Genomic DNA, 13857 nt, shown 5'->3' with positions numbered 1-13857 from the left:
GGGGTCCGGGGCGGGGCGGGGCCGGGGGGCCGTCAGCGGGTGGCGGTCAGCGTCAGCAGGAGGGCCGTTGTCGCCAGGCCGGCGCCCGCCACCAGGAGGATGGCGCGGGGGGTCAGCACGGCGTGGCGGCGGTCGGCCAGCAGGCGGGCCGGCGCCAGCCCGACCAGCGGGCCGAGCAGGGTCACCACCAGGGCCAGCACCGGCATGCCGACGGCCAGGTCGCCCCCGGAGCCGGCGCCCAGCGCCCGGGCACCCTCGCCCAGGGCGTACGCCACCAGCGCCCCGCCGACCCCGCACGCGACGAGCAGCGGGTTCGCCGAGCTGGGCAGCTCGCCCGGCTGGCGGGTCCGCTCCAGCAGCTCGCGTACCCCGCGCAGCAGCGGCACCGGGTCGCCGGTGGCGTCGCGGGCCGGCCCGGGCGGGTCGCCCAGCCGCCGGCCGCCGGCGCCGATCCGCGCCCGCAGCTGTCCCCACAGGTGGGTGGCCTCGGCGTCCACCCGCTCCACCATCCGCTGCGCCTCGGCCACCTCGGCCTCGGCCCGCCGCACCTGCTCGGCGGCGTCGGCCACCGCCCGGTCGGCGGCGTCGACCTGCTGGGCGTACCAGCTGTGCGCCTCGTCGCGCTGGGCGGCCACCCGGGCGGTCAGGTCGGCGAGCCGGCGGATCTGGGCGGCGTACGTCTCACTGGAGACCGGTGCGTTCATCGGGACGGACCATAAGGGATGATCACCTGTCCGGTGCGGTGCACCGCCCGGTCGAAGTAGAGGCCGCGCCACGGGCGGGGGTACCAGTCCGGCCCGCCGGTGCCCGGGTAGAGCGAGGAGCCCAGCTCGGCGCCTTGCACGTCGAGCGCCACCCAGGCGCCGATCTGGTCGGTGCGCGCCGCCGGCCCGCCCAGGTCGACGCGCATCCGGGCCACCCCGCGCCACCAGGCCAGCACGTGGGTACGCCGCTCCGGCCCGTCGTGCAGGATCCGGCGCAGCTGCTCCAGCCCGGTCCGCCGGCCGGCCTTCCCGGCGAGCTGCCCGGCCGCCGCGTCGACCGCGTAGAGCAGCAGGAAGTGCGGGGTCTGCGGGGTGCCCGGGGCGCCCAGCGCGTCGCCCACCTCGGCCATCAGCTCGGGCACCGTCTCCTCGTCGTACCAGGCGGCGTCGTCGGCCAGGTCCTCGTAGAGGGCGCGGGCGGCCGGGTCGGCGTCCGGGTCGAGGCAGGCGATGGAGAACCGGGCGGTGCCGGGGCGGTACTGCCGGGCGAGGGAGCGGGCGGCGGCGTCGAGCACCGCGCACGCCTCGTCGACGCGGGTGCCGAGCACGGCCAGGTTCCGCCCGGGGGCGCGGGGCAGCCGCAGCGCCGCCGATCGGGCCTGCACGTCGATGATCTCGCCGAGCAGCGCGACCGGGCTGCGGGGGACCCCCTGCTCGGGAGCGGTCAGCGCGCGGAAGTCGGGCGCCTCGGCCAGCCTCGGGATGGCGTCGCCGTCGAAGAGCCGGGCGGGGGCGGCGTCCTGCGGGCGCATCCGCCACAGCCGGTGCTGGAGCTCGCTCCAGGTCTCCCAGTCGCCCGCGAGGGGGATGCGGGCCACCTCGTTGCCCTCGGCCAGGCCGGACTCGGCGTTGACGACGGCGTGGTGCCGGGGCAGGGACTGCGCGGCGTCGTTGCGCTCGGCCAGGATCCGCAGCGCCTTGGGCAGCGCGATCCGCAGCGTGAACTGGGCGACCAGGGCGGGCCGCCCCCACAGCGCCTCGATGCCGCGGACGTCCTGCGAGGCGAGCACCAGGTGGATGCCCTGCGAGCGGCCCCGCCGGGCGAGGTCCTCCAACAGGTCGGCGGCCTCCCGGGCGACGACGTCCCGGCCGGCGAGCAGCGCCTGGAACTCGTCGACCACCGCCACGATCCGCGGCCAGTGCCCGGTCGGGTCCACCGCGCGCAGCTCGGCCAGCTTGGTGACCTCGTGCTTCTTCGCCGCGTCGGCCCGGCGGCGCAGCTCCTCGGCGAGGAACCGCAGCAGCGCCAGACCGAACTCGCGGTCGGTGTTCACGTTGATCCCGACCAGCCGCATGTGGGGCAGCCAGCTCGGGTCCCGCCGGCCCTGGGCGAACCGGGCGAAGGACACCCCCTCCTTGAAGTCCAGCAGGTAGAACTCCAGCTCGGCGGGGGAGTAGCGGGCGGCGAGCGCGCCGATCCAGGCGAAGATCAGGTTGGTCTTGCCGGTGCCGGACGGGCCGCCGATCAGCGCGTGCGGTGGGTAGTCGCCGAGGGTGAGCAGCACCGGCCGGCCGTGCGGGCCCTCGCCGATCGGGGCGCTGAGCCCGTGCGCCGAGTCCTCCCGCCAGTACTCGCCGGGCGGGGGGAGCAGGTCGGTGAAGGGGGCCGGCGGCGGGCCGGCGTTGACCCGGGAGGCCACCTCGCGGCAGGTCTCGGTGACCAGGCCGGCCGGCGGCGGCGCGTCGAGCACCACCGGCAGGCCGCCGATCCGGGCGTCGTCCGGGTCCACCACCACCCGGGTGACGGTCGGGCCGTCCGGCAGGTCGGTGCCGCGGACCACCAGGTGCACGCCGCACGCCGCCCCGGTACGCACCACCCGGTCCAGTTGGCCGCGCTCGTGCCGGGACAGCTCGTCGCCGCCGAGCAGCACCGCCACCCGCCACGGCTCGGGGCGCCGGCCGGTAGCGGCGGCCAGTTCGCGCAGTGACGCGTACTCGCCGGCCAGCACGGTCTCGTTGATCCGGCGGATCTGCTCCACCAGGTCGTCGAGCAGCCGGCCCAGGCCACCCGGGCCGACGAAGGTGAGCAGCCCGGCGGTGCCGAGCGGGGCGAACCCGGCCAGGCCGCCGCCCAGGTGCTCCGGGTCGTACCCGAAGAGCCGGACGGCGCCGGGGTCGGCCCGGCCGACCGAGCGCAGCAGCAGCGCGGGGACCACCGCGGCGACGCCCTCCCGGTCGCTGCCGGCCAGGTGCACGTGCCCGGCGTCGAGCAGCGGGACCAGCGCCGGCACCGGCTCGGCGCCGGGGATCCGTACCGTGCCGATCCGGACGGCGCCGGGTGCCTCGCCCCGGCCGGCGGGCGTGGTCCGCCAGCGGTCCCACGGCGCGGACGCCGCGCCCGGGGCCTCCCGCTCGGCCGCGGCGGCGGCGCGGCGGGCCAGCTCGGCGATCCGGGCGGCGTGCCGGGCGTCGATCTCGGCGAGCCGGCGGTCCCGCTGCGCGCCGACCCGCTCCGGTACGGCGGCGGCGGCGCGCCGCACCCGGGCCAGACGGTCCCGGCCGGCGGCCAGGTCGTCCTCGGCGGCGGCGAGCCGGTTCCGGGTGGCGCCCAGGGCCTCGGAGAGCATCCCCCGGACCCGCGTCACCAGTTGCGCGCGGACGTCAGCCACGGCTCGGCTCCCGGTCGTCGGTGTCCCTGGGCAGGTCCCGGCCGAGCCGGTCGAGCAGCACCCCGGTGACCACGCCCGCGGTCACCGCCGGGTCGGCGGCGTGCGGCTGCTCCTGGTCGTCGCTCCGGCGCGGCGGCGGCATCCGGCAGACCCGGGTGAGCAGCGTGTCCAGCACCGGCGGGGGCAGCCCGGGCAGCAGGTCGCGGACCCGCCCGTCCAGCTCCCGGCGCAGCCGGCCCAGGTCGTCGGCGCGCGGCGGGTGGCCGAGCAGCTCCCCGGCCAGGCCGCGCAGCATCGGCGGGGCGATCGCGGCCAGGCCCAGCCCGACGTCGGCGTGCGCCCGGCGCAGCTCGCGGTGCAGCCGGTCCCGGTCGCCGGAGCGGATCCCGGTCACCACCCGGCGCAGCAGCTCACGCGAGTCCTCCACCCGCTCGTCCGGCTCGTCCGGGGCGCCCTCCCGGCCGCCGGTCAGCTCCGCCACCCGCACCGCCCACCAGCGCCGCACGGCCGGCTGCTCGTCCCGGTCCGGCGCGGCCCCCGGCGCCGGGGGCGCCACCTCGCCGCGGGCCGGGTCGTGCCTCGGCCGGCGGTCGGCCGCCCGCGGCGGCGGCGCCCCGTCGGCGGCGAGCCCGATCGCGGCCAGGTACGCCGACAGCTGCTCCTGCGCCACCCGCAGCGCGTACCCGGCGGTCTCGGCGTGCTCGGTCGCCGCGGACAGCTCCGGCACCCCCATCGGGTTGGCGGACTCCTGGCGCACCCAGCGCAGCCGCTCGGTGGCCTGACCGAACTTCTCCAGCGCGGCGGCGAGCTGGGCCAGCGGCAGCTCCTCGGCGGCCGCGCGGACCTGCGCGCCGATGTCCTCGACGATGGACACGACAGGTCCTCAGAGGGTCGCGACGTAGAGCTGCGCCTGCTCGACGGCCACCAGCGTGGCGGCGAGACACTCCTCCAGCTCCTGGCTGGCCTGCGTCAGCGAGGCCTGGGCCGCCTCGACGGTCTCGTGGCCGCTGCCCTCCAGCGCGCCGGCGAGTGTCTGCTGCGCCTCGGCCAGCTTCTCGCCGGCCGCCTGCACCGCTGTCTGCCCGTCTCCTATCTGCTGGAGAGCGACATCGATCGCTGCCTTCAGCTCGGCGACGCTCGCCACGGGGGACCTCCTGGGGGCGGGGGAGATCTCCATTACAACCCATCCCGACGGGTGGGCGAACATCCGCCCTCGCGGCGTTCCTGCCCGACTGTCCCATTGCGGCCCTGACGTGCGCAAAGGCGCTTCCCGGCGGGATCCGTCGGTCCCGCCGGCGGACCCGTGGGTCCCGTCGACCGGACGCGGCGGCGGTCAGCGGGGCAGCCGGCGCGGGCCGTACACCTCGGCACCGAGCGCGCCCACCCGGGCCCGCAGCTCCCGGTCGGCGGTGACCACGGCCCGGCGGCGGCCCGGCGCGGCCGCGACCAGCTCGACGATGGTGTCGTCGCCGGACCCGGGGGCGGACACCACGGCCACACCGGGCACCGGCGGGACGTTCCGGGCCGCGCCCTCCACCACCAGCACCACCTCGACGGGCGGCGGCAGCTCCGGCGGCACGCCCGCCTCGGCGAGCGGCGCCAGGGCGTCCCGCAGCCGGGCGGCCGCCCCGGCCCGGTCCCGCCACCAGCCGTCCGGCCGCGAACCGACCACGTTCGCGCCGTCGACGATCAACAGCGGCCTGGACTCCATGCCCTCAGCGTGCCATCCGTGCCGCGTTTGTCGCGCCGACCGCCGGGTAGCCACCGCCGACCGTGCCGCGACTCGTCGCGCCCCGGCGGCCGTGCCGACCGACTGCGGAAGGACAGAGATGATGGGACCCGGTGACTTCGGCAACGACCCGTGGGACGAGTTCCTGGCCCGGTACTTCGGGCGGGGCGAGGGGGGACGGCGGCCGGCGCACCGGGTCGACATCACCCGACTGATGACCGCCGACGCGCGGGAGATGCTGGCCGACGCGGCCCGCCGCGCGGCCCAGAAGCACAGCAACGACCTGGACACCGACCACCTGTTGTGGGCGGCGTTGCAGCGCGAGCCGCTGCGGGACCTCGTGCGCCGGGCCGGCGCCGACCCGGACGCGCTTGTCAACGCGCTGGGCGGGCGCGGCGAGGGCGCACCCCGGGGTGAGGTGCCGCCGAACCTGTCGCTCACCCCGGCGGCCAAGCGGGCGCTGCTCGACGCCCACCAGCTCTCCCGGGCCATGGGCGCCAACTACATCGGCCCCGAGCACATCCTCATGGCCCTGCCGCTCAACCCGGAGTCGCCGGCCGGCCGGATGCTCGCCGCCGGGCGGATCCAGCCCGAGTCGCTCCAGGCGGCCAGCGCCGAGCGCGGCCCGTCGACCGGCCCGAAGCCGGACCGGGGCACACCCACCCTCGACCAGTACGGACAGGACCTCACCGACCTGGCCCGGATGGACCAGATCGACCCGGTGATCGGCCGCGCCGACGAGATCGAGCAGGCCGTGGAGATCCTGTCGCGGCGTACCAAGAACAACCCGGTGCTGATCGGTGAGGCCGGTGTCGGCAAGACCGCCATCGTGGAGGGGCTCGCCGAGCGGATCTGCGACGGCGACGTCCCGCAGACCCTGATCGGCAAGCGGGTCATCCAGCTCGACCTGGCCGGCCTGGTCGCCGGCACCCGCTACCGGGGCGATTTCGAGGAACGGCTCAAGAAGGTGATCGACGAGATCCGCGCCCACCGCGAGGAGCTGATCGTCTTCCTGGACGAGATCCACACCCTGGTCGGCGCGGGCGGCGCGGGCAGCGAGGGCGGCATGGACGCGTCCAACATGCTCAAGCCCGCCCTGGCCCGCGGCGAGCTGCGGGTGATCGGCGCGACCACGCTGGACGAGTACCGCAAGAGCATCGAGAAGGACGCCGCGCTGGCCCGCCGGTTCCAGCCGGTGCTGGTCCCCGAGCCCAGCGTCGAGGACACCGTGGCCATCCTGCGCGGCCTGCGCGACCGGTACGAGGCGCACCACCAGGTCCGCTTCACCGACGAGGCGCTGGTCGCCGCCGCCGAGCTCTCCGACCGGTACGTCACCGACCGGTACCTGCCGGACAAGGCGATCGACCTCATCGACCAGGCCGGCGCCCGGGTGCGGCTGCGCACCCGTACGCCGGCCGCCGACGTGCGCGAGCTGGAGCAGCAGCTCGACGAGGTGCGCCGGGACAAGGAGCAGGCCGTCTCCGACGAGCAGTACGAGCGGGCCACCCAGCTGCGTGACCGCACCGCCGAGCTGGAGGACCAGCTCCGGCGCGCCCGCGGCGACGAGGGCCCCAGCCACGTGCCCGAGGTCGGGCCGAAGGAGATCGCCGAGGTGGTGTCGCGGGCCACCGGCATCCCGGTCAACCAGCTCACCGAGGAGGAACGCGACCGGCTGCTGCGCCTGGAGGGGCACCTGCACGAGAAGGTGGTCGGCCAGGACGAGGCGGTCAGCGCGGTGGCCGAGGCGGTGCGCCGCTCGCGTACCGGGCTGGCCGACCCGGACCGGCCCATGGGCAGCTTCCTCTTCCTGGGCCCCACGGGCGTCGGCAAGACCGAGCTGGCCCGGGCCCTCGCCGAGGCGCTGTTCGGGGAGGCCGACCGGATGGTCCGGGTGGACATGAGCGAGTTCCAGGAGCGGCACACCGTCAGCCGGCTGGTCGGGGCGCCCCCCGGCTACGTCGGCTACGAGGAGGCGGGCCAGCTCACCGAGGCGGTGCGCCGCCGCCCGTACGCGGTGGTGCTCCTCGACGAGATCGAGAAGGCCCACCCGGACGTGTTCAACATCCTGCTCCAGGTGCTCGACGACGGCCGGCTCACCGACAGCCAGGGCCGCACGGTGAACTTCAAGAACACCGTGCTGATCATGACGAGCAACCTCGGTTCGGAGCTGATCACGGGCACCCAGCGCACCGTCGGCTTCGGCGCCGGCGAGCCCGGCGAGCAGGAGTCCAGCGAGCTGCGCGAGCGGCTCATGCGCCGGCTCCAGGAGAACTTCCGGCCCGAGTTCATCAACCGGATCGACGAGGTGATCATCTTCCAGCGGCTGGAGGCCGAGCAGCTGCGCCAGATCACCGGCCTGCTGCTGGAGGAGACCCGCCGCCGGCTGCACGCCCAGGACATCCGGGTCGAGGTCACCACCGCCGGGGTGGACTGGCTGGCCGAGCACGGCTACCAGCCCGAGTTCGGGGCCCGGCCGCTGCGCCGGGTGATCCAGCGCGAGCTCGACAACCGGCTCTCCCGGATGCTGCTGGAGAACGAGATCTCGCCCGGCCAGCAGGTCACCGTCGACGCCCGGGACGGCCAGCTCGCCTTCGACGTGAGCGCCACCGACCGCGGCTACTCGGCCGCGACGACGTCCCATCCGCGATGAGGGAAGACGCCCCAGCCCCGACGGATCGGAGGGCGGACATGACCGAACCCGAGGAGACCCGGGAGGACACCGAGCGCACCGAACCCATCGTCGCGCCCCCGACGGCCAACCCGACCCGGGTCAAGGTGCCGCCGGAGGGCCTGAAGCAGCACACCGACAAGGGCGAGGGCGACCCGACGCCGTCCGGGTCGCCGGCGGAAGAGGAGGCGTGATGGTACGCGAGGCGCGGCTCGACCCCGAGGTCGAGGTGATCTGGGACGACTTCCACGCCGAGGTGAACGTCCCCTCCGAGCAGCTGCGGCGGTGGCTGCTCACCCGCGGATCGGGGGAGGAGGCGTTCGGCCCGAACCCGGACCTGAACCTGCCCGAGCCGGGGCGGCGGATCCTCCAGGTGCTGACCAAGCGCAAGGTGGACCTCACCCCGGACGACATCGAGGTGATGCGGAACGCCATCGAGCGGATCCGGGCGCTGACCGCGGCGAAGCCGAGCCGGGGCAACGCCGACGACGAGTGGCGGCACTCGCTGCTCGACCTCGGCCACGACGTCCTCATCGAACGCTGACAGCGCGGCGTGGGCGGCACCCGGGACCCGGTCCCGGGTGCCGCCACCGTCGGTCTACTCCGATTCCATGCTCGGCAGTTGCAGTCCGGCGGCGTCCGCGGCGTCCTGCCGTTCGCCGCGGGCCCGCTCCTCCCGGGTGAGCAGGTTGGCGTACTCGGTGATGTCCGCCGGCTCGGGCACCTCGGGCAGCCGGCGCAGGAACGCCTCCAGGTCGGCGGAGGCGGCGGTGTGCGCGGCGGCCGCCTGGCGCAGCAGCTCCCGCTGGTCGGCGGCGGGGTACAGATCAGTCATGCCGCCCAGATACCCGCGCTCAGGCGGTTCGCACCCCGCCCGCGGTGGTCGGCTGCGCGCCGAAGTCCGGGTGGGCCAGCAGCCAGGCCAGGTAGTCCGGGTGGTTCGCCAGCGCGTCGGTGTACGACGCCACCGCCGTCTCCAGCACCGGCTCGGCGACCCGGGCCGCCGGGGCGTCCGGGTGCCAGCCGAGCAGCAGCCGCCAGCGCAGCGGCGTACCGGCCAGCCGGCGGGTCACCAGCCCGGACACCGGGCGGAAGGTGGCCTGGCACAGCGCCACGGCCTCGCCCGCGTCCACCAGGTCCAGGCAGCCCCGCACGTCCGCCTCGTAGACCTTGCGGGGGGTGAAGCCGGCCCGGGCGCAGGCGGCCGCGAAGCAGTCGCCGAAGCAGCCGTCCCCGGGCGCGGCAACCCACTGCTCGCGGCGCAGGTCGACGAGGCTCACCTCGTCGCGCCCGGCCATCGGATGGGTCTGCGGCAGCAGCACGAAGACCGGGTCGACGGCCACCTCCCGCCAGCTCAGCCCGAACTCCGCCGACGGGGTGGCGTCCCCGCACACCCCGGTGAGCGCGAAGTCGAGCCGCCCGCCGGCCACCATCTGGGCCAGCTCGTCCACCGACCAGGACGCGTACGTGGTGATCTGCACCTCCGGGCGCTCGGCGGCGAGCCGGTGCACCAGCCGGCCGAGGATGGGGCTGTTCACCCCGCCGAACCGGTACCGGCTCAGCGGGTCGCCGGCCCCGGCCAGCCGGGCCGCCTCGTCCTGGAGGCCCTTCATGGCCGGCAGCAGCACCCGGGCCCGGTCGAGCACCAGCTCGCCCAGCGCCGTCGGCCGGGCGCCCCGGCGGTCCCGCTCGAACAGCGGCCCGCCGAGGGTCCGCTCGATGCGCTGGAGCTGGGCGGTCAGCGCCGGCTGGGCCAGGCCGAGCGTCGAGGCCGCCTTGGTGACGCTCCCCGTCTCCGCGATCGCGCAGACCACCCGCAGGTGTCGCAGCTCCAGATTCATACGGTGACGGTAGGACCACCCAGCGGGTGGGCGGAAGGGCCCGACGGCATCGGTATAGCTGTATGAACCAGGGGTTCAGAGATCGCGGGGTCGCTCCAGGTCCGCGAGGCGCGTACGCCGCCCGCTGACCACGTCGCGCACCTTGTCCAGCACGCCCACCGCCGGCTCGACGATCTTGTTCCAGGGCGGGGTGGCCGGCGTGCCCGGGTGCGGCCGGGTGGGTGCCGCCTCCTCGGCGATCTCCCACCGGTTGCCCAGCCGGATCAGCTCCGCGTCGCTGGCCACCTCGCGCAGCGGCGTCAGCAGCGCGGCGACCCGGCTCACGTGCCGGCGTACCCGCTCGGCGACGTCCGCCACCGCGGGATCGTCCGGCCCGGACAGTCCCTTGAGCGCGGTCAGCAGGGCCGCGTCGGCCTCGATCTCCCGGTCCACCAGCTCACCGCTCTCCGGCACCGCCGCCCGGGCGGCCGGAAAGAGATACTGCTCCTCGGCGGAGAGGTGCCGGGACACCGCGGCGGTCAGCACGTCCAGCACCTCGCGGCGGCGCGCCCCGTCCAGGCCCGGATCGGTGACCTGACCGGCCAGCCCGAGCAGCGCCCGGTGCTCCCGGTCCACGTGGTCGGCCAGGCTCCGCCCACCCGGCCGGTACGCGTCGTCGGCGGCGGGCGGCAGCGGCGGCAGCGGGACGGTCATGATGCCCTCCGGGATCGACGGGTGTGGCGGTCCGGCGGTACCCGCCCGCGCGATCCGCGAAACCGCGCCCCCACCGGGGCCGACCGGCCGGCCGGGCCGGCTGGTATGAAGAAGCGATGACGAGCGACGCCCCCTCCACCCGACCGGACCCCACCGACGAGGTCGTGGACCTCTGCCGCGACCTGCTGCGCATCGACACCACCAACACCGGGGACAACGACACCAGCGTCGGGGAGCGCCGGGCCGCGGAGTACGTCGCCGAGAAACTCGCCGAGGTCGGCGTCGACGCGGAACTGATCGAGTCCGCGCCGGGTCGGGCCAACCTGGTCGCCCGGATCCCCGGCACCGACCCGGGCCGGGACGCGCTGCTCGTGCACGGCCACCTCGACGTGGTGCCCGCCGACCCGGACGAGTGGTCGGTGCACCCGTTCTCCGGCGAGGTCCGCGACGGCTACCTGTGGGGTCGGGGCGCCATCGACATGAAGGACTTCGACGCCATGGTGCTGGCCGTGGTCCGGGGCTGGCAGCGCGCCGGTGTCCGCCCGTCCCGGGACATCGTGCTCGCGTTCACCGCCGACGAGGAGGCCGGCAGCGACTACGGCGCGCACTTCCTCGCCCAGCGGCACCGGCACCTCTTCGACGGCTGCACCGAGGCGATCGGCGAGGTGGGCGGCTTCTCCTACTCCGTCGACGAGTCGCGGCGGCTCTACCTCATCGAGACCGCCGAGAAGGGCATCGACTGGCTGCGCCTGCACGCCAAGGGTCGCCCCGGCCACGGCTCGATGGTGCACGACGACAACGCGGTCACCGCGCTCGCCGAGGCGGTCGCCCGGATCGGCGGGCACCGCTTCCCGGTCGTCATGACCGACACCGTACGGGCGTTCCTGGCGGAGGTCTCCGACGTCCTCGGCATCGACATCGACCCGGACGACCCGGAGACCGCGATCGCCAAGCTCGGCCCGATCGCCAACATCATCGGCGCGACCATCCGCAACACCGCCAACCCGACCCGGCTGGCCGCCGGCTACAAGGACAACGTCATCCCGGGCCGGGCCACCGCCACCATCGACTGCCGCAGCCTGCCCGGGCAGAGCGAGGTGCTGGAGCGGCAGCTGCGCGAGCTGGTCGGGCCGGACATCGCCATCGAGTACGTCCAGCGCCAGCCCGCCCTGGAGACCACCTTCGACGGCGACCTGGTCGCGGCCATGTCGGCCGCGCTGCGCGCGGAGGACCCGGGCGCCCGCCCGGTGCCGTACATGCTCTCCGGCGGCACCGACGCCAAGGCGTTCTCCCAGCTCGGCATCCGGTGCTTCGGCTTCGCGCCGCTGCGGCTGCCCGCCGACCTCAATTTCTCCGGCCTGTTCCATGGCATCGACGAGCGGGTTCCGCTGGACGGACTACAGTTCGGCGTGCGGGTTCTCGACCGCTTTCTCCGCAGCTGCTGACCGTGATCGTCGCGCCGCCGGCGCGGAACCTCCCCCATCGCGAAGGGACTGCCTCACATGACCGACCAGCACGGTGAGCTGGACGCCGCCCTCGAGCGGGTGATCGACGCGGCCCGCGCCCACCTGGCCGCCGTCCGCGCCGCCCAGGGCCGGATCGACGACGACGCCGTCTGGCAGGCGTACGTCACGTTGAACAACGCCTCGTTCGCGTACGACGAGCAGCTGCTCGACGCGTTCGGCGAGGTGACGCCCTGGGACGTCGAGTCCATCGACCCGGAGGAGGCCGACGAGCGCTTCGGCGGCGCCGAGGGCGTCGAGGCGACCGACCCGCACCCGCGGGTGATCTCGGTGCGGCAGCGGCGGGACTACCGCGTCCCGAGCGTCGCCGCGCTGATCCGGGCGGCCGAGGCGGCCCGCCGCGAGGGCACCCCGGAGGAGGACGAGACGTCCCCCGTCGAGGGTGTCGGCGAGGCCGTGCTGGAGCTGCTGCAGAGCGGCGACGGCTCGCTGTCCGCGCTCGACGTGCCCGAGCTGGAGCCGCTCGACGGCGTGGTCATGGTCAGCGAGGTCGGCACCCCTGTCGACCTGGAGTCCTTCGACGACGACGACCCGGTCGGCCCGTTCCAGCCGGCCGCCGACGACCGGCTGGTCGGCCGGCTCGACGAGCACCCGTTCCTGGAGCTCGACGAGGAGCACGACCACGCCCACTAGGCAGCGGCGCCCCGGGGCCCGCGGTGGCCCCGGGGACGCTCGGCCCCGCCGTCAGTAGGAGAGGCCCGGCTGCGGCTGGTTCACCCGGCGGCGCCGCAGCATGACCTGCCGCGTGCCGTCCCGGTACAGCCGCACCCGGGCCAACTCCCAACCGGAGAACTCCGCCTGGATCGCCAGCTGCGCCGCGGCGGTCAACCGATCGACGTTCGAAGGCAACCGCAGCGGCGCGTATTCGTAGTCCATGACCTCTATGCTGCCCAGCTCCGCAGCCGGCCGCCACCCCCTGAGGGTGACCCACGTCGCCCGTTTCGCGCACCGGCGCCGGGCCGGCGGGCTCAGCCGTCCCGTTCCGGGTAGCCGACCGGCACCGCCGAGACGTCGTCCAGGGCGGTGACGATCTCCTCCGGCAGTGTCATCCGCTCCACCTGGAGCGCGCCGAGCAGCTGCCCCACGGTGCGGGCGCCGAGGATCGGCGCGGTCACCCCCGGCCGGTCCCGGATCCAGGCCAGCGCCACCTCCAGCGGCGACACGCCCAGACCGCCGGCCGCGATGGCCACCGCCTCCACGATGCTGGAGCAGCGCGGCTCCAGGTAGGTGGCGACGAAGCGTTCGAAGTGCGGCGACACCGCCCGCGAGTCCGCCGGGCGGCCGTTGCGGTACTTGCCGGTCAGCACCCCGCGGCCCAGCGGCGACCAGGGCAGCACGCCCAGCCCCATCGCCTCGCAGGCGGGCAGCACCTCGCGCTCCACGCCCCGCTCCAGCAGCGAGTACTCCACCTGGGCGGCGACCACGGGGGCCCGCCCCGGCCAGGCGGCCTGCCAGGCGGCGGCGCGGGCGGTCTGCCAGCCCGAGAAGTTCGACACCCCGACGTACCGGGCCTTGCCGCTGGACACCGCGTGGTCCAGCGCGGAGAGCGTCTCCTCCAGCGGGGTGTCCGGGTCGTACCCGTGCACCTGCCAGAGGTCGACGTGGTCGGTGCCGAGCCGGCGCAGCGAGGCCTCCAGGGTGCGCAGCAGGTGCCCCCGGGAGCCGTCCCGGCGGCGGCCGCTGCCCGGCCGAAGCCCCGCCTTCGTGGCGATGAGCAGGTCGTCGCGGGGCACCAGGCTGCCCAGCAGGGAGCCGATCACCGACTCCGCGTCGCCGTCGGCGTACACGTCGGCGGTGTCCACGAGGTTGCCGCCCGCGTCGAGGTAACTCTTCAGCTGGGCGGCCGCGTCGTCGGCATCGGTGTCCCGTCCCCAGGTCATGGTGCCGAGCGCGAGCCGCGAAACCGCCAGCCCGCTTCGGCCGAGCGGTCGCTGTTGCATGGGTGAACCTTATTTCGAACCCGGCGTCACGGATATCCTCGCCGCAGTCAACTTCCCGCGCGACCTCCCCCGAGTGTGACGTGTTCGGGG

At 75.5% G+C, this 13857-nt stretch carries 15 protein-coding genes; 5 read left to right on the top strand and 10 right to left on the bottom strand.

All coding sequences use genetic code 11. From position 1 onward, the window contains the following. Positions 1 to 32: 32 nt before the first annotated feature. The 5 genes from GA0070603_RS07030 to GA0070603_RS07010 form a co-directional block, all read right to left on the bottom strand. A complete protein-coding gene (locus GA0070603_RS07030; protein ID WP_091308921.1) occupies positions 33 to 704 on the bottom strand; it encodes a hypothetical protein in 672 nt (223 codons plus the stop codon). Beyond that, positions 701 to 3373, bottom strand: coding sequence for an FtsK/SpoIIIE domain-containing protein (locus tag GA0070603_RS07025; protein ID WP_091308918.1), 2673 nt, complete (start codon positions 3371 to 3373; stop codon positions 701 to 703). The genes GA0070603_RS07030 and GA0070603_RS07025 overlap by 4 nt, the downstream gene beginning before the upstream one ends. Continuing rightward, a complete protein-coding gene (locus GA0070603_RS07020; protein WP_091308915.1) occupies positions 3366 to 4247 on the bottom strand; it encodes a hypothetical protein in 882 nt (293 codons plus the stop codon). The genes GA0070603_RS07025 and GA0070603_RS07020 overlap by 8 nt, the downstream gene beginning before the upstream one ends. 9 nt (positions 4248 to 4256) lie before the next feature. Next, entirely contained in the window at positions 4257 to 4517 is a 261-nt protein-coding gene (locus GA0070603_RS07015) for a hypothetical protein (RefSeq protein ID WP_030504016.1), read from the bottom strand. 189 nt (positions 4518 to 4706) lie between these two features. Next, on the bottom strand, positions 4707 to 5084 hold the full coding sequence (locus tag GA0070603_RS07010; protein ID WP_091308912.1) for a hypothetical protein: 378 nt from the start codon (positions 5082 to 5084) through the stop codon (positions 4707 to 4709). Positions 5085 to 5202: 118 nt separating this feature from the next. Here GA0070603_RS07010 and GA0070603_RS07005 point away from each other — a divergent pair, with 118 nt between their 5' ends. The 3 genes from GA0070603_RS07005 to GA0070603_RS07000 are packed head-to-tail and all read left to right on the top strand — an operon-like array spanning position 5203 to position 8314. Further along, positions 5203 to 7752 (top strand): ATP-dependent Clp protease ATP-binding subunit, encoded by a 2550-nt coding sequence (locus GA0070603_RS07005; RefSeq protein WP_091308908.1) that lies wholly within the window; start codon positions 5203 to 5205, stop codon positions 7750 to 7752. Between the two features lie 38 nt (positions 7753 to 7790). Continuing rightward, positions 7791 to 7964: a hypothetical protein gene (locus GA0070603_RS31440; protein ID WP_167544513.1), complete on the top strand. Its 174-nt coding sequence runs from the start codon at positions 7791 to 7793 to the stop codon at positions 7962 to 7964. Then, positions 7964 to 8314: a DUF3140 domain-containing protein gene (locus tag GA0070603_RS07000; RefSeq protein ID WP_091308904.1), complete on the top strand. Its 351-nt coding sequence runs from the start codon at positions 7964 to 7966 to the stop codon at positions 8312 to 8314. Before GA0070603_RS31440 ends, GA0070603_RS07000 begins: the two co-directional genes overlap by 1 nt. A gap of 54 nt (positions 8315 to 8368) precedes the next feature. Here the strand turns inward: GA0070603_RS07000 and GA0070603_RS06995 are convergent, their stop codons facing one another. The 3 genes from GA0070603_RS06995 to GA0070603_RS06985 form a co-directional block, all read right to left on the bottom strand. Beyond that, complete coding sequence (locus tag GA0070603_RS06995; RefSeq protein WP_091308900.1) at positions 8369 to 8605, bottom strand: hypothetical protein; 237 nt, start codon at positions 8603 to 8605, stop codon at positions 8369 to 8371. 19 nt (positions 8606 to 8624) lie between these two features. After that, the gene (locus GA0070603_RS06990) at positions 8625 to 9611 is read right to left on the bottom strand and encodes a LysR family transcriptional regulator (RefSeq protein WP_091308898.1); all 987 of its coding nucleotides are present in this window, start codon (positions 9609 to 9611) and stop codon (positions 8625 to 8627) included. 75 nt (positions 9612 to 9686) lie between these two features. Further along, positions 9687 to 10304, bottom strand: a complete 618-nt coding sequence (locus GA0070603_RS06985) for a hemerythrin domain-containing protein (protein WP_091308894.1) — start codon at positions 10302 to 10304, stop codon at positions 9687 to 9689. Between the two features lie 116 nt (positions 10305 to 10420). On the opposite strand from GA0070603_RS06985, the gene GA0070603_RS06980 reads away from it, so the two are divergent. Further along, positions 10421 to 11749 (top strand): M20/M25/M40 family metallo-hydrolase, encoded by a 1329-nt coding sequence (locus tag GA0070603_RS06980; RefSeq protein ID WP_091308891.1) that lies wholly within the window; start codon positions 10421 to 10423, stop codon positions 11747 to 11749. Positions 11750 to 11806: 57 nt separating this feature from the next. After that, complete coding sequence (locus tag GA0070603_RS06975; RefSeq protein WP_091308887.1) at positions 11807 to 12460, top strand: hypothetical protein; 654 nt, start codon at positions 11807 to 11809, stop codon at positions 12458 to 12460. 51 nt (positions 12461 to 12511) lie between these two features. Here GA0070603_RS06975 and GA0070603_RS06970 read toward each other — a convergent pair whose 3' ends face one another. Together GA0070603_RS06970 and GA0070603_RS06965 are read right to left on the bottom strand one after the other, a co-directional pair. Further along, positions 12512 to 12703, bottom strand: a complete 192-nt coding sequence (locus tag GA0070603_RS06970; protein WP_091265978.1) for a DUF5703 family protein — start codon at positions 12701 to 12703, stop codon at positions 12512 to 12514. Positions 12704 to 12795: 92 nt separating this feature from the next. Next, on the bottom strand, positions 12796 to 13767 hold the full coding sequence (locus tag GA0070603_RS06965; protein ID WP_091308884.1) for an aldo/keto reductase: 972 nt from the start codon (positions 13765 to 13767) through the stop codon (positions 12796 to 12798). Positions 13768 to 13857 lie beyond the last annotated feature (90 nt).

It is taken from the genome of Micromonospora chersina, from assembly GCF_900091475.1.
GTDB lineage: Bacteria > Actinomycetota > Actinomycetes > Mycobacteriales > Micromonosporaceae > Micromonospora > Micromonospora chersina.
This window is presented reverse-complemented; position numbering and strand designations above follow the sequence as displayed.